Origin of the sequence: Bacillus sp. FSL K6-2944 (assembly GCF_038005385.1) — a bacterium.
GTDB classification, from domain to species: domain Bacteria; phylum Bacillota; class Bacilli; order Bacillales; family Bacillaceae_G; genus Bacillus_A; species Bacillus_A cereus.
Window position 1 is genome coordinate 23,705 of the sequence record NZ_JBBOTE010000009.1, and the last position, 18,210, is coordinate 41,914.

Genomic DNA, 18,210 nt, shown 5'->3' on the forward strand with positions numbered 1-18,210 from the left:
TTCATATATGAAGGAGGAAATAGAATGAACAAAACTGTAAAATATGCAATTCGATTTCTAGCTGTACCCTTTGTAACAGGTGCAGTTCTGTTTAGTACAGCGGCAATGCAAAATGTACAAGCAGCTAGTGAACCATCATTACAAATAAAAAAAAATGAAGTGGGAACATTAGAAATTACATTGACAGCTATGGAATGGAAATATGATCATAATGAGCCTGGGGGATTTAAGTATTATCCTGGAAATAATTTAGCAGATGTAGAATTTACAATCTATAATAAAAAAGACAATACAGTTTATGCAAAGAAACGAACAGATAAAAATGGAAAAGTTTCGTTTCAACTCCCTTTGAATCTTTCTTTTTCCTGTAAACAAACATCCGCATATCCAGAAACAAATGGGGGAAGATATGTCCCTGAGACAAGAACGTTTTCTGGATCTTTTAAAACAAACGGAGAAATCTATCAGCATACTGTGTACAATATGTTCACATTATATTAAAAAACAAAACCCTTTGAAAAACGATTTCAGTTTTTCAAAGGGTTTTAACGTACTAGCGATTATGTAAATATTTTAGTATGAATCCATTTATGAGCTCCAAATTTGCTGTACCCATTCAGGATGATCAATAAATGGGTTCCGATTCTGTTGATACTTTGTATAAATAAGCTCATTACGCCTTCGTTCAAAATGATCCACGGGATCCTGTTTATGCCATTGTAATAAGACCGATATTCGTCCCATATAAGGAGATGTATTGTTGTTTACTCTATCATTTAATTCAAGATCAATACCTCCATTGGGTTCTGGTGCAAATAAAGGATACATTCCCAAAAAATAATGAGGATTCCTACTGGAATCATTCTTTACGCTGTTAATCCAAATAATTGATGAATAAATTCTTTTTGATTGCGAACAGACTGATTCTGTAAATCCACCTGTTCTTTTTTTATCATGTGCATGGCTTCTACTCCCGCAAGCATACATGTAGCTGTGCCAAAAGATTTAAAACCTAACATAGAGCGTACACGTTGTTTAATGAAGCGATGGTCTTGCTCCACTACGTTATTTAGATATTTTATCTGCCGAATTTGAGTGCCTAACGGCACTTTTTTCTCGTTCTTTAATGTGGTGATAGCAACTGGATAAGCAGGATTTTTATCAATTGTAATTGTACGAGGTTTTGAGGCATGAAAAGATTGCAAAGCTTTCTTAAAGAATCGCTTTGCAGCCTTATGATTTCTAGTTTTACTAAGATTGAAGTCAATCGTATTTCCTTCAGAATCAACCGCACGGTATAAATACATCCATTGCCCTTTTACTTTTATATACGTTTCATCCACTCGCCATGAATCATTTGTTTGTTTCAGATGACATCGGATACGTTTATCCAGTTCCGGTCCGTATTGATGGACCCAGCGCATAATCGTTGTATGTGCTAAGGATAATCCTCTTTCTTCCATCATTTCCACCAAATCTCGAAAACTTAGATTGTACCGTAGGTACCAACGTACAGTTAATAAAATTATATCTGGTTGGTAATGCTTCCATTTAAACAAATTGTCCTTTTTCATACTGATCACATCCCTTTTGTAGAGTAATCGTATCAGTATGTCCCAAATTAGAAGATTACTTGCAATTAACCTAACTTTTTTGCACCAGAACCCCTAAATCGGGTAAAGGTGAATATATATTGGTTTTAAAATGTAATAAGGGGTATTCAACAGGCTGTTCTGCTACCGGTATGGTTGTGATTGCAATGGAATAAAGCGTATTCCTGCTTATCCATTATATATGTAGAACTTTCTCAATATTTGTCGATGACGATGTGTGGTAAAATAAGTGTGAATATGAAACCCTTTCCGTTGTTCATAAAATAAACGCAAAGAAGAAACGCTTTCATAAGGATTGCGTTTTTTCTTTTTGTAGCAAATTTGTTAATTAAAGTGAAATATTCTCGGTATCCCTGTTTTGTACGCAGATTATTCCGTAAGATATTTCTCAACCTATGAAATCTAGTAAAGTAGAATCCATTATTGTATGGTTGTATATGCCATATATAACACTTTATCGGAGGGGTTTTACAAGATGAAATTACGAAACAATCAATTTATTTTAATTCCTAGTATTCTTGCTTGTTGTAGTTTTATGATAGCGGCGCCCTGTTCTGCGGCAGCGTTATCGACAGGAGAAAATATCGTAGATTCTTCGAGACAAGTTGTAGATGTATCACCAAATCAACCAGGTGGCTCTACAGCGTATCAATACACAGGATCGGAATGGCTAGATATCACACAAGTCTTTCAAAAAAATAATACCGTCTATCTTCGATTAGCTCCAGAAGGAGCAATGGATGCACCAGGACCATTGGTTTTACCCCAAAAAATGAGCAACCTATTCATAAAAAATACAAACAATTTAAAAGGATGGTACATGTATAAATACATGCGATATATAAAATATCCGAATGTACAAGAACTTCGATTTGATTTTTATGATAAAAATCAGCAATATCAAGGAACAGCATCCACGACCTATTGGTTACCTTAAATCCTTTGTCTCTAACATCAAATCGTTTATCGATAAGTAGAACGAGTACTCGCGATAATATTTTAAAATGTACCAAAATACGAAAGGAGATTTACGTATGAAAAAAGCAGTATGCAAGATAGGTGTAATGGGCCTACTTGGAATTTCTATGATTTCTACTTCACTATTTGGTAATATCAGTGCAGCTTCTGCACAAGAACAAGAAACGACGTATGCAACTCAGTATGAATTTACAATGAACAACTTGAATCAATATAATGGTTTGAGAGTAAAAGAAGTGGGAAATCCTACTATCTATTTAATTGATAATGGAACAAAAAGAGGAATTACTAGTCCAGAAGTATATAATCGTTTATTTCGAAATTGGGATAATGTGCATGAATTATTAACATTATCCGGTGTGCCAAACGGCACAGTCATTGATGGTAATATAGGTCTTGTTAAATTTGAAAATAACCCTAAAGTGTACTTGTTAGATAAAAATATCCATGGAAATACTGTCAAGAGATGGATTACTAGTCCTACGGCAATGGATAAATATAACTTTAGGTGGGACATGCCTATCATGCCAGCATGGATGGAACATACGATTCCAGATGGAACATCTATTCATTCTTAAAAAATCAGGACATAATTTTTACAAAGCCGGGCAAAAATGCCCGGCTTTTCTGAGGACATAAAGAACAAATACGTGAAAGTCATTATATATAGGAGGACAAAATCATGCGAAATTTTGTAAAAAAGACCTGGCCATTTGCAGTTGTGGCGTCGTTAGTAGTTACTTCGGTAGCAACCTGGAATGTTACGCGTTCTAGTGAAGTGAATGCAGACGAAAAGAACAGTAATACGAAGATTAAAAATGTGATTGTATTAATTGGAGATGGTATGGGGCCTTCTTATATGACAGCACATCGCTATATGAAAGATAATCCTAAAACGTTTGAAATGGAATCCACTGCATTTGATACATACCTTGTAGGCACACAAAAGACTTATTCAGAAGATGAACATGAAAACATTACGGATTCTGCATCAGCAGCGACTGCAATGGCGTCGGGTGTGAAGACATATAATGCGGCAATCTCAGTTGATAATGATAAAACAGCAGTGAAAACAGTTCTTGAGCAAGCAAAAGAACACGGGAAATCAACAGGACTAGTCGCAACTGCTGAAATTACCCATGCGACACCAGCTGCTTTTGGGGCGCATGATATGCATCGCAACAATATGGATGCCATAGCAAATGATTATTTTGATGAAAAAGTGAAAGGGAAGCATAAAGTCGATGTGATGCTTGGTGGTGGCAGAAAAAACTTTGTAAGAGAAAATCGTAATCTTACAGAGGAATTTAAGAAGTCTGGTTATAGTTATGTAACTGATCGAGAACGACTATTACAGGATAAGAATGATCAAATCCTTGGTTTATTTGCGCTAGGTGAATTGGATAAAATGATTGATCGTAATGATAACACACCGTCATTAGAAGAAATGACACAAGCAGCAATTGAACGTTTGAACAAAAATAAAAAGGGTTTCTTCTTAATGGTGGAAGGTAGCCAAATTGACTGGGCTGGACATGATAATGATATTGTCGGTGCCATGAGTGAGATGGAAGACTTTGAAAGAGCATTTAAAGCGGCAATTGAGTTTGCTAAAAAGGATAAGCAGACACTGGTTGTGGCTACGGCAGATCACTCTACGGGTGGTTTATCTGTAGGAGCAAATGATGCGTATAATTTTAAAGTGGAACCAATTAAGGCTGCAAAACGTACACCTGATTTTATGGCCAAAGAGATTGTAAAAGGGGAAAGTGTAGAAGAGACATTGGACACATATATTGATTTAGCATTAACACCAGAAGAAATACAGGCTATCAAGGAGGTCGCTCTATCAAAGGATGTGGCCAAGATTGATAATGCTATTGAATCCATTTTCAACAAGCGTTCCATCACGGGTTGGACGACAGGTGGACATACAGGTGAAGATGTGAATGTGTATGCATTTGGACCAGGTAAATATGTATTCTCCGGTGTTCAAGAAAATACAAATATAGCAAAACATATCTTTGCTATTGTCGGTGGTAGTGATCCAAATAAGGGAAGACAATAATTAAAAAGCGTGTGGGAACTTAGTCTTCCCTTTTGTTTCAGATAGTACTGTTGTAAATTTATTATTTTTCTGTACATTTCATTTACGAATAGCATGTACAGACTGGAACGTGTATACAAGGAGATGTCAGATAAAGTGAAAGTCTGTAAGAAACGAAAAACGGTAGTACAAACATCAGAAGCGATATGGGACGAGAAGTGTCAACAAGCAATTGTTTTATATAATGAGGGAATAGCCTATCCAGACATCGCAAAAAAGGTTGGATGTCATGTGAGTAATCTATATAGAGAATTGAAAAAACGTGATTTGTTCCAGTTTCCAGAGTAATGTAGCATGGTAAAAATAGAGACATCTGCAACGTGAATCCTTGAGAAAAAGAAGCTTTATTTTACATGTACAGGATGGTTTTTTTAACACGTATAATGATACGTTCTATGTATATCAAGAAATAAAATATGTATTGTGATTCTACAAGTAGAAGGGTATAAACATATAGGATTTGAACCTATGGCTGGACGGTTAGCCGTATGCTATTACCAATGTAGCATGGCGAAGACTTTGAAATCTTACGGATTAAACAAAGCATCACTTGATACATGTTAAGAGGATTCCCTTAACATGTATCGTGTCTTCGCAAAATTTTGCAAGACATGATTTAGAATAGTAGGTGTGTGCTACAGTTTCCGTCACACTTCTTATATAATAGGAAGAAACTCGGTTGTCTTCTTTTTAAATATCATTCAATTTCAGCTGTATATTTCGTTTTTCCTTGTGCTTCATATTCTTTTACTAGTTTATAGAAAGAAGAACGTTTTATATCATATTTTCTCATTGCTCCGACAGCTGTAATTTTTCCAGATTGCCATTCTCGGTACGCCTCCATAAATTTATCTGTAATTTGTACTGGTGGTCTACCTAAATGTTTTCCTTGTTTCTTAGCTAATTCAATCCCTTCTGCTTGTCGTTGTTTAATGTCATTTCTTTCTTTTTCTGCAAAAGCAGATAGAATGGTAAGGGTTGCTTTTTGTACAGCTTGCTGAATCACATCGTTTGTACTTTCGCCATTATAATTCACATTAATAAAAGGCTCTTTAATAAATTGCAAATTAATACGCTGTTGTTCAAAATAACGAAATTCCTCTAACACATCATTCATGCTACGACCTAATCTTGTTAAGGGCTTAGTGACAGGGTAGCTGCTCTAGTCCGCAGGACTTTTCCCATTAAAAGTAAATAGGGAGATTCATACTATGATGTAACTGTACTTTCTGTGGCATTCTCTTTTTTTAATTGCCTCTTTGCTCTGATTAATGTACTTTTTGAAATACCCATTTTTTCTTCCACTTCTTTGTAGGAATGATTATGTAAAAGAAATAAGGCATGTTCTATTTGTTTCTTATTATATTTCTTTGGCCGCCCTTCTTTAAAATTAGGATTTAGCTTTGCGATTGCTTTTCCTTCTTGCGTACGTTCTACAATCATATCTCTTTCGAATTCAGCAAATGCGCTCATTACATTGAATACAAGCCTACCTGTTGGTGTATCTTCAACTAATCCCATATTGAGTATATGAACCTTTACACCTTTTTCAAATAGCGTTCTAATTATATGTATCGCATCAACGGTTGAACGTGCAAAACGATCTAGTTTTGTCACAACAAGCATATCCCCTGTTTTTAATATAGATAATAATTCCTGAAACTTTGGACGATCTGTTTTTGTTCCAGTAAACTTTTCAGAATAAATTTCTTCACAGCCTTCATTTTGCAATGTTTGAATTTGGGACCCCAGGTCCTGGTGTAATGTACTTACGCGTGCATAGCCATATTTCATAAAAATCGCTCCTATTTCCCCGTAACTTTAGACCTTAAGTTATGACACCTGTCTACATACTGATATTACAGCACTTCAAAAACAGAGTCAAAACTTAAAAGTTATGACTCTGTTTGTACAAGAATGATAACTTTTAAGCTACTTGTAATTTAATTGGTATTCTTTGATTCATATTTAATTTAAAAATTCCATATGGATTCACATGATGATAAAATAACGGGGTTAAACCTCGGAAATCTTCTATTGTCATTTTTTTCAACCAATATTGTTGGTTATCGTATAGAATTTCTTGTACCATTAAGGTATTCATATAGACCAAACAATTTTGAAGTAGCTGTAGTGATAAGGCCGATACTTCTTGATCCTCTAGTGAATTGGAGCGTAATTCACTATTTTTCCCATAGAAAATATAAGTAGTTACTGAATTCCATTGCTCTACAGTATTTAGTCCTTCTTGAATTTCTCTACGAATATCTTCGGAGTGTAAATATTCACATAAAAAAATGGTTTTCATTGCTTTTCCAAGTTCACATAATGCTAAATATGTTGGATGTTTTGTATCCCTTGTGAATCGTTTTAAAATAGATTCAGCAGAAGCTGTTCCCAGTCTTAGGGCAGTCGCAAACTTAACAATTTCTTCATATTGTTGTTGAATAAGATCCCAGTTAATCGGTCTACTTAAAACAGGATGTAACTGAGGGTATTCTTCGTTCATCCCAGCTTCAGGACGATACAATTTTTGAGAACCAATATTCTTGAAACGTGGCATAAGTTTGAAGCCTAACAGATGACAAAAGGCAAATGCAATCACACTTTGCCCATGCGTATCTACATAGTTTCGATCAATTTCCATATCTGTGCAGTGGCGCAATACACCTTCCATCATTGCAGCTACTTCAGAAGATAAACAAGATTTAATTTGAGAATACACACATGCAGAATTTCGATCTGTGTGCCAATAAATCATAATTCCATGTTTTCTATAACGAGGATGCCATTCTGTTAGTAGGTTTTGATCCCAAGCGCCATAATGTTTAGAATCCGAGGCACAAGCAGTGGTAGCTTCTCCCCATACATTTTTCTCTCGATGATTCATAATTTGATTGATTACTTCTGCATTCGCTTTTCTTAAATGATCTTTATGTATAAATTTCTGACGCATATATCGAAGCTCTCGATAATTATCAATGGGGTTTCCAGCAGCTACTGCTTTTAACCCAGTGTTTGTTCCTAATCCAAATAAACAAAGAAGTAAACGACGTTGAATCGTTTCTGAATCTAATATTTCTCGGTTAGCTGTAGTTTTAAAATGTTTGGTGAATCCTGTATGAAAGTCTGTTTCTTTTAATAAATCTAATAAATTAATATCATTCCATCTATTTTTAACTTCTTGTTTAATAGTTGGTACAAGTGGAGGCTCCAGTTGTTTATCAAGGGGAGTAACTTGGATCCATCCTTTATTACTTTTGGTAGTAATCACTATTTTTTTATTGCTTTGACTCTCTAATCCTTGATGAAGCATTTGTAGTTTTTCTTTCATTAACTGCTTTATATTTTCAATAAAAGGCTTCACATCAAGTGGTATCTTTAATGCTTCAAAATATTCTTCCTTATTTTCTTCAAAATCTTGTGGAAGATCTTCATCCGGGTTACGATATCGATTTGCTCCTTCAATCCAAATTTCTTTACACCGAAGCTGCGTACGAAGAGATTGAATGACTGCAATTTCATAGTTAATTCGATTGACTCTTTCAACTCCCTGACTATCCGCTTCGATAATGATATTTTTCCATTTAGGTTGAATGACACCCTCAATTGGAACAGTATCTTCAATTGCAAAATAACGTTGGCCACTTTCTTTATATTCTCGGATAAGTTGAATAGCTTCAATTACAGGTTGATGTAATTGGTTATTAGACCGGAAGGTAAGATTCATCAAAATATCAATAAATGTCCGTCGATAGTGTCCGCCATAAGAAGCATGCATCCTAGTATAAATTTTTTCTTTATATTCACGATCATTTTTTGTCATCTCTTTTATTATATCTTGAATTGTGTTAGCGCTAACAATTGGAAATAGGGTATCTTGAATAATCCCTTCGGGATGTTCTACAGTTGCTTTTAATAAGCTTATAATATGTTTATTTTTTCCTTTTACCCGTTCCAATTCTGTAATGGCTTCTTTCCGAGTTGTATTTTTAGCTCTATTTTTGATTTTAAGTGTAATTTCATCTAATAAATCTGCTAAAGAATCAATGACTTTCCCATATTGGTGTGAAAAAAGGATAGCTAATAATGTATAACGAATGTGGGACGGATGCGCACGTAATTCTGTTACAGTTTCTGTTGCTGCGCGGAAACGATATTTCTTTTCTAACTTTGGAGGTAAATGCTGAAATAGTCTAGGAGGAATTTCTAATCGTTGGATGGCTAACAGTTTTTTTAATTCTGTTTCCATAGTATTTACACTCGGTTTACATGCAGACGATAAAAGATATCGAAAAGATAACTGATTTGAATTTGTTTTTTCATACATGATGTCTACAATTTCTAAATCCTCATTTGATTGCACAGCTAACAATGCATCTAATCGACAACAAGTTTCAGCGGATAAATGTTCGGAAATTGTATAATATAAATCTTTCTCATACGTATCAATAGCGGAATGAATCATTCGTTTTAAACTACCTTTAGAAGGTGGTTCTACTTTCCATTTGCGAAATAAATGATAAGCTTGATCAGATAAATCTTCCATATCATGTGTAAGTTGTACTTGTTCTTTTAGCCATTGTATCAATTGGAGATTATCTTTTGAAGTGATCTCTCTGAAACCAAAGAGATCACGAATGATTTTTCGATGATCTGTATAACTTCTTTCTTTTCCGCCCCATTTATAATGTTCAAAAAAATCTTCAGGTAAAGCATCTATTTGATGTGCTAAATGTTGCACAATATCTTTCGAGATATCTTGTTTTTCGCTTGGAAAACGAGCTTCCTGTTGAAAATATTTTAGTAAGACAGCAAATCCCAGACGATTGGCGTTTGTTTTTTTACTCAATACTAAATGACGTTCATTTGGTAACAGCATGTAGTTCTCTAATAATTCTTCTTCAGTCCAACTTTTTTTCAATATTTCCCCTCATCTCATTACGTTTATTTAATAAATAGTATAATTGAGAGAGAGCATAACCTTCAAGAACACCCTGTTTTACTATTAATGGAAAAAGTCCTGCGGACTAGAGCAGCTACCCTGTCACTAAGCCTTAAGGAATCAAAAATAATGGTATCGCCCGTACGCGCCAATCTTTTTAACATTTGATAGTTTTCCCTCTTCATATTTTTCCCAGACTGCTTATCGATAAAAATATCCCGATCTTCTATTCCAAGATATTTCATATTTTCAATCTGACGTTCTTCATTTTGGTCTTTACTGGAAACTCTGACATATCCAAACTTTTTATCTTGCAATATTGTCACCTCAATCATAATTATAGCTAATTTCCATCTATAAAGGTACAAAAATTTTACAGCTGTCTGTAAAATTTAAAATCAACTTTTACAGATGAGAGTTTCCCTATGTTTCTGCATATCTGTAAAAGTACACCTTTATGAACAGGTTGAAAAATACTATGCTAGTTATTATTATAAAATTAACCCTATATCTTAGAATTAACCGTATTTTAATTATCTGAATTCTCTTTCATAAATTCAATTGAAATGAGTGATGACATGCTTGCCGTTAGAATTGAAGAAATCTATCAAGAAATATTAGATGGAGACAGAAAGAAGTTTCCACCTGGAACTTGGAGTGAAGATGAAAATAATGAACTAGCTAGGCGTGTTACAAAATATTTAATTGAACAAGTGTTAATATGGAATATACAAGATCTTCGTGAAGGCTGGAATCAAAAATTAATTCAAAAAATGAAATTAACAACAGTGCTTGCAAAATATAATAACAGTCCTTATAGGATGTTAAATGATGCGTACCCAGGACACGTAAAAGAATGGGAATTAAAAATGGCCCCTCTACATTTTTGGACGAAGGAAAATGGATTGAACGCTTTGAAATGGACTATTGAAGAGAAAGAACAATTAGATGAAAAAGAAATTTTGAAAGTATATAGTACAAAATGGCTTGCAAAGCATAAACTTACGACTCCTTGTCGAATTTTTTTTAAAGACAGTCCTTATATGATGATTAATTCATTATATCCTGGAAGGTTTAAAGAGTGGCAATTTCAATGTGTTCCTAAATATTTTTGGACAAAAAAAATAGCAATCGAAGCACTACTATGGACCATTGAAAAAAAAGAGCAATTAAATGCGGGAGAACTCTTGCAAAAATATAGTCTGCGTTGGATAAAAGAGCAAAATTTATATTCACCTTGCTTCATTTTCTGGAAGGGTAGTCCCTACGCATTTTTAAATGAGTTATATCCGAATCGATTTAAAGAGTGGGAATTACTAGTAACTCCAAAAGGGTTTTGGACAAAAGAAAAAGCATTAGAAGCACTAAAATGGACAATTGAGGAAAAAGAAAAATTATCAGACAAAGAGCTAAAAAGCAAGTATAGTATGAAGTGGTTAATTCAACATGGTCTACGCACGCCAGTAAACCAATTTTTTAAAGATAGTCCGTATCAATTTTTAAATGATTTATACCCCAATCGGTTTAAAGAATGGGAATTACCGGTAACTCCGAATGGGTTTTGGACAGAAGAAAAAGCATTAGAAGCATTAAAGTGGACAATTGAAGAGAAGGAGCAATTGTCGGACGAGGAGTTGAAACGAATATATAGTGCTAGGTGGATTAAAAATCAGAAATTATCTGTGCCATTACATAAATTTTGGAGTAATAATCCATTTATTATGTTAAATTCTTTGTATCCAGGGCGGTTTAAGAGATGGGAATTCTCAGTATCTCCTTATAATTTTTGGACAGAAAAGAATGCGTTAGAAGCTTTACGATGGACGATTGAAGAAAAGGTAAAATTAACGGAGGAAACATTGCTACAAATATATACGGGAAAATGGATCAAACAGCAAGGATTGAAGTACCCTTGTGATAAGTTTTGGGGAAGCAGTCCGTATGATATGTTACATGCATTATATCCGAATCGATTTTCTAAACATATGTTAAAAGGATACAAGCATCAAAAAAAGAACAGACTATTGGTATAGTCCATCCTTTGAAAAGGGAATAATGGCAATTATTCTTCTTTATTATACCAAATTAAACAGAAAATTCGTTCTATTATACATTGAGAAAATACTCATCTTCTGAAGTAAGGTGGTTGTTATGAATAAAGGCGATGCCATTTTAAGATTGCTATCAGAAATTAAGTTGGAACTTAAGGAAGTAAAAGAACAAGTGGAACAAATGCAAACAAAATTAGATATATTCGAACAACAAAATCAAGTGAAGAACAAAGTGGAGCAAAAGAAACCAAAACAAAAAACAAACATAAAACCTGATAAAAAAGATAAGCCAGATTGGAAATATCCAGCTAAAATGAAATAACAAATTGAATAGTGACTTCCCCTGATATATAATGAATATAGACCATTCTTTTATTCAGTCGAGGGAATGAGCGGATGATACAACAGTATACGATTCTTATTCTCTCTTATATCTTCACACATCATATGAAAAGGGTGTGCTATGTGTATATGATTTTCTTATATCGATTTGATGTAAAAGAAAATGGCATTCAATTTGTTTTAAATAAACAAATTGCTGCTGATATGCTTCCACACCATGATATTCTATTGAGACCATTAGTGACAGTATTGGCTGAAACCTTACAATTGTATTGCTTGTTAAGTAAAGAGCCGACCTTATTAACGAGTAACATGCGAGAAAACGGTGAAATAGAAGTCATGTTCAATCAAGAATTAGGACAATGTATAGACGAGTATACAAAAAATCACGTGATTTTGAAAAATGGCAAACGAATTGCTGATATTTTAATAGAAATTCGGAATGCTTATACCATATACCACTAAACTTACAAGAATAGTAATACATATATAAATTTCAATTATAAAAACAATTGAAAAGAATGTAACAGAAGAAGTGTATCGTTTGAATTTCCAGATTTCCTTTTCTATTTTTCCATAGTAACATGAAAACTATCAGTAAATTGGATGCAAATAGATATCGAAGACAGGAGAGGGATTATACGTGGACAAGTCATGGTCTGGTAATTCTGCACAATTGTTACAAGAAATTGATGGAAAAATGGGCAGAATTGAGTCTATTCTTCATCAGGTTTATATAGACGGTTTGATAGAAGAAGCATATGAGATTCACGAGATGCTTATAAAAGTGTCCCAGTTATTGCTCATCTTACAACAAGACCTCAAGATGGCACCAATGGCAAAAGGACTAAGTTTACAACTCCAAAGTATACAGGAACAGTACAATCGCTTGTTTAGCAGGAGAGAAATACAAACAAAACTATCTGAATAATCAGACAATAACAAGTAGGCATCTCATGTAGGGATGCCTACTTGTTATTGTCCCAAAATATGACGTATATCCGACAGGTCCATACTCGTAAACTTTGCAATATCTTCTATATCCATTCCGTTTTTATGCATGCCCTGAATTAGTTGGATTTTCCCTTCTTGAATGCCAACTTCTTTTCCTTTTTCCATTCCTTTTGCTATACCCTCTTGAAGCCCTTCTTCTTTCCCTACTTGTTTTCCTTTTTCCATACCTTCTTCTATACCAACCTCACGTGCATGTGCTAATTTAGCTTGTTCATCAAATAATACTTTTTCACGTGCTTCATATGCGAGACGGAAAGAGCTACTCTGACTCATATTTTCCCATTTGTGGATTGCCTTCTGTAACATTGGATCTTGTTTCATGGCTATATCCTCCAACGTGTGGGTTAAATGTTCATCTTCGTGCGCTGGTAGTAAAAGTAACCAACGAGCGAATTCATTTTCCCACGGATTAATTTTTTCTTCTCTCCATTGTCTTACTAGCTTTGGAATCTCGATGAAATGTATTTCTAGGTCTTCAAGTAACACTTCCTTCTGTTGCCTGCTCCAAAATTCTCCGACTGTATGCATATCATCATAATGAGGAAAGAGCTTAAAATCTAATAGATTGATGGCAATCGTTTTTCGCAAAGAGCGGTAAGGCATCCCCTGCTCTAATTGGGATGTATATAACTTACTCCAATAATACAGGGAGCGTTTCACAATTTCTTGTGTATTTCGCAACTGAATTTCAATATTAACTTTTGTTTCATCTTGAAGTGTCGCTAATATATCTAGTATGGATAATTTATCTTCTTCGTATTCTTTATGGAGGTGTGGGTCTTCAATTTTTAGCGATACTATCGGTATAGATAAGGATTCATGCAAGATTGCATTTAAAAAAGAAATCAATAATTCCTCTTGTCCTTGTACACCAAATAATTGTTTAAAAGCAAAATCCACTCGTAAATTCACTAAAGGTTGATTCATAGAGTGAGTCACCTTTCTTATTTCATATTCTGTCTTTTTTGTTATTCCCCTTTTTCGGGGGAATGGGTAAAGAAAGTATAGTAACTACTCAGCCACCTTTCGGTGTCTTTTTTAAATTTTACTAGTTTCATATGCCTCCCATTTGTAAATACTGAGTATATCAAACAGGGGAGGTGAATCTTATGGTCGATCGAAAAATTATTTTAGATACATATAAAAAAGGACCTGAAGCTGTTATTTCTTTATTTGAAGAAACATTTTCTAAGTTAGAAAAACGTATACAAGAACTAGAAAATGCTTCAAAAAAAAACTCCAAAAATAGTCATAAGCCACCTTCTACAGATGGTTTGGGTAAGCCCGTTACAAAAAGTTTGCGCAAACCGTCTCATCGTCAAACGGGTGGCCAGTTGGGCCACAAGGGACATACTCTTGGTTTGACAGCGACTCCAGATCATACGATTACACATTCTCCTACATATTGTACTTGTTGTCATACTTCCTTGAACCACGAGCCTGTAAAAGGGTATCGCATTCGCCAAGTGTATGACTTACCACCTATTCAGATCGAAGTGACAGAACATAAAGTAGAACAGAAAGAATGCCCACATTGCCATTCTATCCAAGAAGCCCAATTTCCTTCGACAGTATCTCGTCCTGTTCAATATGGTCCAAATATAAAAAGACTGATTCCCTATTTAACGCATTATCAATGCATTTCTTTGAAGCGAACAAAAGAATTCTTTCAGGATTGTTTTGGACATTCTATAAGCGAAGGAACCCTGGTAAATCATACACAGGCTTTCGCTTCTCAATTGCAGCCATTCATAAAAGAAGTAAAGGAAAAGATTCTGCAGTCTCCTGTTGTCCATTTTGATGAAACTGGTATGCGTGTAGAAAACAAAACACAATGGTTACATACTGCCAGTACACCGGAGGTGACATTGCAACATATTCATCAAAAACGTGGAAAAGAAGCAATGGATGCTGGAGAAATCTTGCCATCTTTTTCTGGAATTGCGATGCATGATGGTTGGAAATCGTATGATGCGTATACAGATTGTCGTCACGTTTTATGTAATGCCCATCTCTTACGAGATTTACAAGGAATTATAGATAGTACTGGAGAACAATGGGCACAACAGATGCAGAAATTTCTAACGCAAGCGTTGACGATGAAAAAGCAATCCGAAGGTACCATGCCAAAAGCGACGCAAAAGAATCTGTTTATTATGTATCAATCCATATTGAAAGAACAACAGATTCTTTCCACGAAACAAAAGAAGAAAGGAAAGCAGACGCCTTCTCAAAATTTATGGAATCGCTTCGTCAAGTATTCTGACAGAATTCTAGCGTTTTTAGAACATCCAGCCATTCCATTTGATAACAATCAAGCAGAACGGGATATTCGGATGACGAAAGTAAAACAGAAAGTGTCTGGGACTTTCCGAAGTAAGAAAGGCGCAGAATCTTTTTGTCAGATACGAAGCTTTATGAGTACCATGAAAAAACAAAAACAATCGGTCTTACAAGCGATAAACCAAGTCATAGAAACTAGAACGGTTCCTTGGAATAACACGACTTCATAAGAGAATTTCTCTATTTGGCATAGATTCTTTCTCTGATTGGAGTATTTTCTTTTCATGTTTTCGAATCGGAAACATGTATTTGGCCTGTTTTTTTATTTGAAGAAGCTGAGTAGTTACAAAGTATATATCTATTGTAGCGGAGGAAGGAGAGAAGAAGCAACCTTTGTTTTGGATGTTTTATTTTATTCTTTTTACTATGGTACGTGAAATTTTATAAACCACTTGTATATGCACTTATTCTCACTGATTTATATCCCTTTCTACCTGAAATATTTACTATCCATCTTTTCATACCCTTATCTATTCGTATGGATGCTTTTTTTCTTTCAAGACCTAAATGTATTCGGCGCTTTCTTCTCTTTCGTTACAGAGGAATCTGAGCGTTCATTTTTTTATCACCTCGGCTAATAAATTGGACTTAATTTCCATTTATTAGGTAGTATTCAAGTGAACAGAACATTCTCCTGTACCTCCTGAATTACATGTGAATCGTCAAATGGGCCGAACAGTAATACACTGCTCGTTGCTTCAACTCTTCGTACGTGCATAATCTTTGTTTCTCAAATAATTTCGGATGTTTCTGTCTATAGTATTGGAACAATTCTTCTCCATTATTTCGTATACGATACCGACGCGTTTCTCTAATTGTACCTGGGATTTCTTCCGGATCAAATTGTCCTAGAATTTGTAATACTTGTGAAGAGGGAATTTCTTTCCCTGTCACATAGGCATGGATAAAAATGATTTCTTTTATTGTGATATACGTGTAACATAAATTCCCCCCCATAGAAGCCCCCTCTTCTCGTTTTATTTTTATATCCGTACATAACTAGGCAGATACACGAAACTAGCTGTTTAGCCCATCAGTACGTAAAGCGCTTGTTTCACTTGTTTATCGTCCACTCGATAAAATACTTCTGTTCCTTTGCGTTCATGTGATAACACTTTATGATTTCTCATTTTATGAAGATGTTGTGAAACCGTAGATTGCGGCAATTTCAAAATCTGTTGTAATTCGGTCACATTTAAAGTCTGTTTCCTGACTAATTGATGTACAATTTGTAGACGGACAGGGTGTGCCAATACCCTCAGTATTTCCGCACTTCGTTCGAGTTCATGATCAAGATCATTGAGCTCCATGTAAAAAATATTTGTCATTTTCTTTCGCCTCATTCTCTTTTTAGGGTATTTTCTCATGTACACGTTTTCTCGTTCGCAAAGAATCTGATCTGTTACACTTACAAACTACCTTGCACCGTTTTCATTCTCGCCTTATACTAAGATAATAATCATGACAATAAGAGGTGTTTTATGAATAAAACAGAATTAATTCAAAAGGTAGCGATGGAAACAGGATTAAAAAGACCACAAGCAAGCCTAGCAGTAGATACCGTATTAGAATCCATCCAGCAAACACTACAAAAAGGTGACAATGTCCAGCTAATTGGCTTCGGTACATTCGAGGTCCGAGAACGTGCTGCACGAGAAGGGCGAAATCCAAGTACGGGAGAATCTCTTATCATTCCTGCAAAAAAAGCACCTGCCTTTAAAGCCGGTAAACAATTAAAAGAAGCAGTAAACAACTAAATATGTAGCTGTCTATCAGACTACAGAAGCATGAAATCATTGGGATTCATGCTTTTTTATAATCGAATCGTTGAAATCGCATGTTTATAAATCAAGTGGTTTTTATCATCGGATTCTACCAAAATAGAAAATGCATCATATTCTTTTACGATTCCTTTCATATGAAATCCGTTGATTAAAATCACAGAAGTGACCTTCTTCTTTTGTATGACTTCTTGTAATAACCGTTCCTGCATCGATACGGTATTTCTAGTTCTTTCTTTTAAAACAGGTTGTGGTTTTCTCTCCATCCTTCGTTCCCCCTCGTATTCTTAAACTCTGTCCAGATACTGTTCTAATTCCTCTAGAAGCTGTTTTGCCCCTTCTGGACTCAACGTCAGCTGTCCGTCCGCTAGTTTGATATTCTGGGAAGAAATTTCTCCTGTTACGAGACACGTACCATCCGATTTATATTTCTGTAAAATGATACTTTCCTCTTCTACAAATATTTCTATGGCGTCTTTTTCGTGGATCTCAAGCGTACGCCTTGTTTCCCTTGGTATCACAATCCGTCCTAACTGGTCTACTCTTCGTACGATCCCTGTTGATTTCATCCTTCTGTTTTCCTCCCTTTCAAATAGAATTTTTTCTCTCTCGTTACCGTTTTCATTCTGGTGAAATGTATGTATACTTTATAACATATTGTATACAACACGGGAGGCTATTCATGTCTACACCCTATATTTCCTATTTACAAAAGAAAATTAAGAAGAAACAAAAAATACTTCGGAAATTAACAAAATTATATGGATTCACACATCCTGTAGTTGTCGCCTATAGTCAAGAATTGGATCCATTAGTCGTTCTTGTCATGCGCTATCTTTCCTCTTGATGAAGGAGGAATTCGAATTCGGCAAAAGAACCGAATTCGAATTCCTTATACACATGTCTCCTCTATTTTACCATACTTTTTCATAGAATGGTTTTTATAACCATTTTCGCATAAAATTTTTCTTTTTGCACATCCTAACATGACAATCCCATCCAACTACTGTTATTTACACCATAACTACATCTGTTT

General features: G+C 34.9%; 22 protein-coding genes and 1 pseudogene. 12 read left to right on the top strand and 11 right to left on the bottom strand.

What is annotated here, in order from left to right; translation table 11 throughout:
• Nucleotides 1-24: 24 nt before the first annotated feature.
• Complete coding sequence (locus tag MHH55_RS34830; protein WP_340882652.1) at nt 25-501, top strand: SpaA isopeptide-forming pilin-related protein; 477 nt, start codon at nt 25-27, stop codon at nt 499-501.
• 87 nt (nt 502-588) lie between these two features.
• Here the strand turns inward: MHH55_RS34830 and MHH55_RS34835 are convergent, their stop codons facing one another.
• Entirely contained in the window at nt 589-828 is a 240-nt protein-coding gene (locus MHH55_RS34835) for an endonuclease (protein WP_445661843.1), read from the bottom strand.
• A 38-nt stretch (nt 829-866) separates the two neighbouring features.
• On the bottom strand, nt 867-1,574 hold the full coding sequence (locus tag MHH55_RS34840) for an IS6 family transposase (RefSeq protein WP_340882654.1): 708 nt from the start codon (nt 1,572-1,574) through the stop codon (nt 867-869).
• 514 nt (nt 1,575-2,088) lie between these two features.
• On the opposite strand from MHH55_RS34840, the gene MHH55_RS34845 reads away from it, so the two are divergent.
• The 4 genes from MHH55_RS34845 (at nt 2,089) to MHH55_RS34860 (ending at nt 4,986) form a co-directional block, all read left to right on the top strand.
• A complete protein-coding gene (locus MHH55_RS34845) occupies nt 2,089-2,550 on the top strand; it encodes a hypothetical protein (RefSeq protein WP_340882656.1) in 462 nt (153 codons plus the stop codon).
• A gap of 97 nt (nt 2,551-2,647) precedes the next feature.
• On the top strand, nt 2,648-3,169 hold the full coding sequence (locus tag MHH55_RS34850; RefSeq protein WP_098214425.1) for a hypothetical protein: 522 nt from the start codon (nt 2,648-2,650) through the stop codon (nt 3,167-3,169).
• A gap of 104 nt (nt 3,170-3,273) precedes the next feature.
• Nucleotides 3,274-4,659 carry an alkaline phosphatase gene (locus MHH55_RS34855; RefSeq protein WP_340882662.1) on the top strand — a complete coding sequence of 462 codons (1,386 nt, stop codon included), beginning with the start codon at nt 3,274-3,276 and terminating at the stop codon, nt 4,657-4,659.
• A 135-nt stretch (nt 4,660-4,794) separates the two neighbouring features.
• Entirely contained in the window at nt 4,795-4,986 is a 192-nt protein-coding gene (locus MHH55_RS34860) for a helix-turn-helix domain-containing protein (RefSeq protein ID WP_445661841.1), read from the top strand.
• A gap of 409 nt (nt 4,987-5,395) precedes the next feature.
• Here MHH55_RS34860 and MHH55_RS34865 read toward each other — a convergent pair.
• The 4 genes and pseudogenes from MHH55_RS34865 to MHH55_RS34880 form a co-directional block, all read right to left on the bottom strand.
• Nucleotides 5,396-5,836 (bottom strand): annotated as a pseudogene (locus tag MHH55_RS34865) (recombinase family protein); the annotation flags it as partial.
• 71 nt (nt 5,837-5,907) lie between these two features.
• Nucleotides 5,908-6,492, bottom strand: a complete 585-nt coding sequence (locus MHH55_RS34870) for a recombinase family protein (protein ID WP_078187806.1) — start codon at nt 6,490-6,492, stop codon at nt 5,908-5,910.
• A gap of 133 nt (nt 6,493-6,625) precedes the next feature.
• A complete protein-coding gene (locus MHH55_RS34875) occupies nt 6,626-9,580 on the bottom strand; it encodes a Tn3 family transposase (protein WP_445661833.1) in 2,955 nt (984 codons plus the stop codon).
• A 104-nt stretch (nt 9,581-9,684) separates the two neighbouring features.
• A complete protein-coding gene (locus MHH55_RS34880) occupies nt 9,685-9,978 on the bottom strand; it encodes a recombinase family protein (RefSeq protein ID WP_340882708.1) in 294 nt (97 codons plus the stop codon).
• Nucleotides 9,979-10,221: 243 nt separating this feature from the next.
• Between MHH55_RS34880 and MHH55_RS34885 the strand changes: the two genes are divergently transcribed.
• From MHH55_RS34885 to MHH55_RS34900, 4 genes are all read left to right on the top strand, one after another.
• Complete coding sequence (locus MHH55_RS34885; protein ID WP_088029414.1) at nt 10,222-11,676, top strand: hypothetical protein; 1,455 nt, start codon at nt 10,222-10,224, stop codon at nt 11,674-11,676.
• A gap of 118 nt (nt 11,677-11,794) precedes the next feature.
• Nucleotides 11,795-12,016 (top strand): hypothetical protein, encoded by a 222-nt coding sequence (locus tag MHH55_RS34890; RefSeq protein ID WP_078185722.1) that lies wholly within the window; start codon nt 11,795-11,797, stop codon nt 12,014-12,016.
• A gap of 149 nt (nt 12,017-12,165) precedes the next feature.
• Complete coding sequence (locus tag MHH55_RS34895; protein WP_134208736.1) at nt 12,166-12,501, top strand: hypothetical protein; 336 nt, start codon at nt 12,166-12,168, stop codon at nt 12,499-12,501.
• 178 nt (nt 12,502-12,679) lie between these two features.
• Nucleotides 12,680-12,967: a hypothetical protein gene (locus tag MHH55_RS34900; protein WP_078185720.1), complete on the top strand. Its 288-nt coding sequence runs from the start codon at nt 12,680-12,682 to the stop codon at nt 12,965-12,967.
• 44 nt (nt 12,968-13,011) lie between these two features.
• On the opposite strand, the gene MHH55_RS34905 is transcribed toward MHH55_RS34900, so the two are convergent.
• A complete protein-coding gene (locus tag MHH55_RS34905) occupies nt 13,012-13,977 on the bottom strand; it encodes an Rpn family recombination-promoting nuclease/putative transposase (RefSeq protein ID WP_078185719.1) in 966 nt (321 codons plus the stop codon).
• Between the two features lie 182 nt (nt 13,978-14,159).
• Between MHH55_RS34905 and tnpC the strand changes: the two genes are divergently transcribed.
• Entirely contained in the window at nt 14,160-15,563 is a 1,404-nt protein-coding gene (tnpC, locus tag MHH55_RS34910; RefSeq protein WP_100910632.1) for an IS66 family transposase, read from the top strand.
• A 478-nt stretch (nt 15,564-16,041) separates the two neighbouring features.
• Here the strand turns inward: tnpC and MHH55_RS34915 are convergent, their stop codons facing one another.
• Both MHH55_RS34915 and MHH55_RS34920 read right to left on the bottom strand, forming a co-directional pair.
• Nucleotides 16,042-16,350, bottom strand: coding sequence for a hypothetical protein (locus MHH55_RS34915; protein ID WP_078188215.1), 309 nt, complete (start codon nt 16,348-16,350; stop codon nt 16,042-16,044).
• A 68-nt stretch (nt 16,351-16,418) separates the two neighbouring features.
• Entirely contained in the window at nt 16,419-16,721 is a 303-nt protein-coding gene (locus MHH55_RS34920) for an ArsR/SmtB family transcription factor (RefSeq protein ID WP_078188018.1), read from the bottom strand.
• A gap of 153 nt (nt 16,722-16,874) precedes the next feature.
• On the opposite strand from MHH55_RS34920, the gene MHH55_RS34925 reads away from it, so the two are divergent.
• Nucleotides 16,875-17,150 carry an HU family DNA-binding protein gene (locus MHH55_RS34925; RefSeq protein WP_078188017.1) on the top strand — a complete coding sequence of 92 codons (276 nt, stop codon included), beginning with the start codon at nt 16,875-16,877 and terminating at the stop codon, nt 17,148-17,150.
• Nucleotides 17,151-17,206: 56 nt separating this feature from the next.
• Here the strand turns inward: MHH55_RS34925 and hfq are convergent, their stop codons facing one another.
• The gene (hfq, locus tag MHH55_RS34930; RefSeq protein ID WP_075718521.1) at nt 17,207-17,440 is read right to left on the bottom strand and encodes an RNA chaperone Hfq; all 234 of its coding nucleotides are present in this window, start codon (nt 17,438-17,440) and stop codon (nt 17,207-17,209) included.
• 21 nt (nt 17,441-17,461) lie between these two features.
• The gene (locus MHH55_RS34935) at nt 17,462-17,743 is read right to left on the bottom strand and encodes an AbrB/MazE/SpoVT family DNA-binding domain-containing protein (RefSeq protein WP_078185715.1); all 282 of its coding nucleotides are present in this window, start codon (nt 17,741-17,743) and stop codon (nt 17,462-17,464) included.
• Between the two features lie 113 nt (nt 17,744-17,856).
• Here MHH55_RS34935 and MHH55_RS34940 point away from each other — a divergent pair, with 113 nt between their 5' ends.
• On the top strand, nt 17,857-18,021 hold the full coding sequence (locus tag MHH55_RS34940; protein ID WP_075718517.1) for an aspartyl-phosphate phosphatase Spo0E family protein: 165 nt from the start codon (nt 17,857-17,859) through the stop codon (nt 18,019-18,021).
• Nucleotides 18,022-18,210: the final 189 nt, after the last annotated feature.

Coding starts and splice junctions, on each gene's coding strand:
- tnpC (WP_100910632.1), top strand. CDS start 14,160: ATGGTCGATCGAAAAATTATTTTAGATACATATAAAAAAGGACCTGAA.
- MHH55_RS34840 (WP_340882654.1), bottom strand. CDS start 1,574: ATGAAAAAGGACAATTTGTTTAAATGGAAGCATTACCAACCAGATATA.
- MHH55_RS34905 (WP_078185719.1), bottom strand. CDS start 13,977: ATGAATCAACCTTTAGTGAATTTACGAGTGGATTTTGCTTTTAAACAA.
- MHH55_RS34925 (WP_078188017.1), top strand. CDS start 16,875: ATGAATAAAACAGAATTAATTCAAAAGGTAGCGATGGAAACAGGATTA.
- MHH55_RS34890 (WP_078185722.1), top strand. CDS start 11,795: ATGAATAAAGGCGATGCCATTTTAAGATTGCTATCAGAAATTAAGTTG.
- MHH55_RS34940 (WP_075718517.1), top strand. CDS start 17,857: ATGTCTACACCCTATATTTCCTATTTACAAAAGAAAATTAAGAAGAAA.
- MHH55_RS34935 (WP_078185715.1), bottom strand. CDS start 17,743: ATGAAATCAACAGGGATCGTACGAAGAGTAGACCAGTTAGGACGGATT.
- MHH55_RS34845 (WP_340882656.1), top strand. CDS start 2,089: ATGAAATTACGAAACAATCAATTTATTTTAATTCCTAGTATTCTTGCT.
- hfq (WP_075718521.1), bottom strand. CDS start 17,440: ATGGAGAGAAAACCACAACCTGTTTTAAAAGAAAGAACTAGAAATACC.
- MHH55_RS34885 (WP_088029414.1), top strand. CDS start 10,222: ATGCTTGCCGTTAGAATTGAAGAAATCTATCAAGAAATATTAGATGGA.
- MHH55_RS34855 (WP_340882662.1), top strand. CDS start 3,274: ATGCGAAATTTTGTAAAAAAGACCTGGCCATTTGCAGTTGTGGCGTCG.
- MHH55_RS34895 (WP_134208736.1), top strand. CDS start 12,166: ATGATTTTCTTATATCGATTTGATGTAAAAGAAAATGGCATTCAATTT.
- MHH55_RS34875 (WP_445661833.1), bottom strand. CDS start 9,580: ATGCTGTTACCAAATGAACGTCATTTAGTATTGAGTAAAAAAACAAAC.
- MHH55_RS34850 (WP_098214425.1), top strand. CDS start 2,648: ATGAAAAAAGCAGTATGCAAGATAGGTGTAATGGGCCTACTTGGAATT.
- MHH55_RS34870 (WP_078187806.1), bottom strand. CDS start 6,492: ATGAAATATGGCTATGCACGCGTAAGTACATTACACCAGGACCTGGGG.
- MHH55_RS34915 (WP_078188215.1), bottom strand. CDS start 16,350: ATGGGGGGGAATTTATGTTACACGTATATCACAATAAAAGAAATCATT.
- MHH55_RS34830 (WP_340882652.1), top strand. CDS start 25: ATGAACAAAACTGTAAAATATGCAATTCGATTTCTAGCTGTACCCTTT.
- MHH55_RS34920 (WP_078188018.1), bottom strand. CDS start 16,721: ATGACAAATATTTTTTACATGGAGCTCAATGATCTTGATCATGAACTC.
- MHH55_RS34880 (WP_340882708.1), bottom strand. CDS start 9,978: ATGATTGAGGTGACAATATTGCAAGATAAAAAGTTTGGATATGTCAGA.
- MHH55_RS34835 (WP_445661843.1), bottom strand. CDS start 828: ATGTATCCTTTATTTGCACCAGAACCCAATGGAGGTATTGATCTTGAA.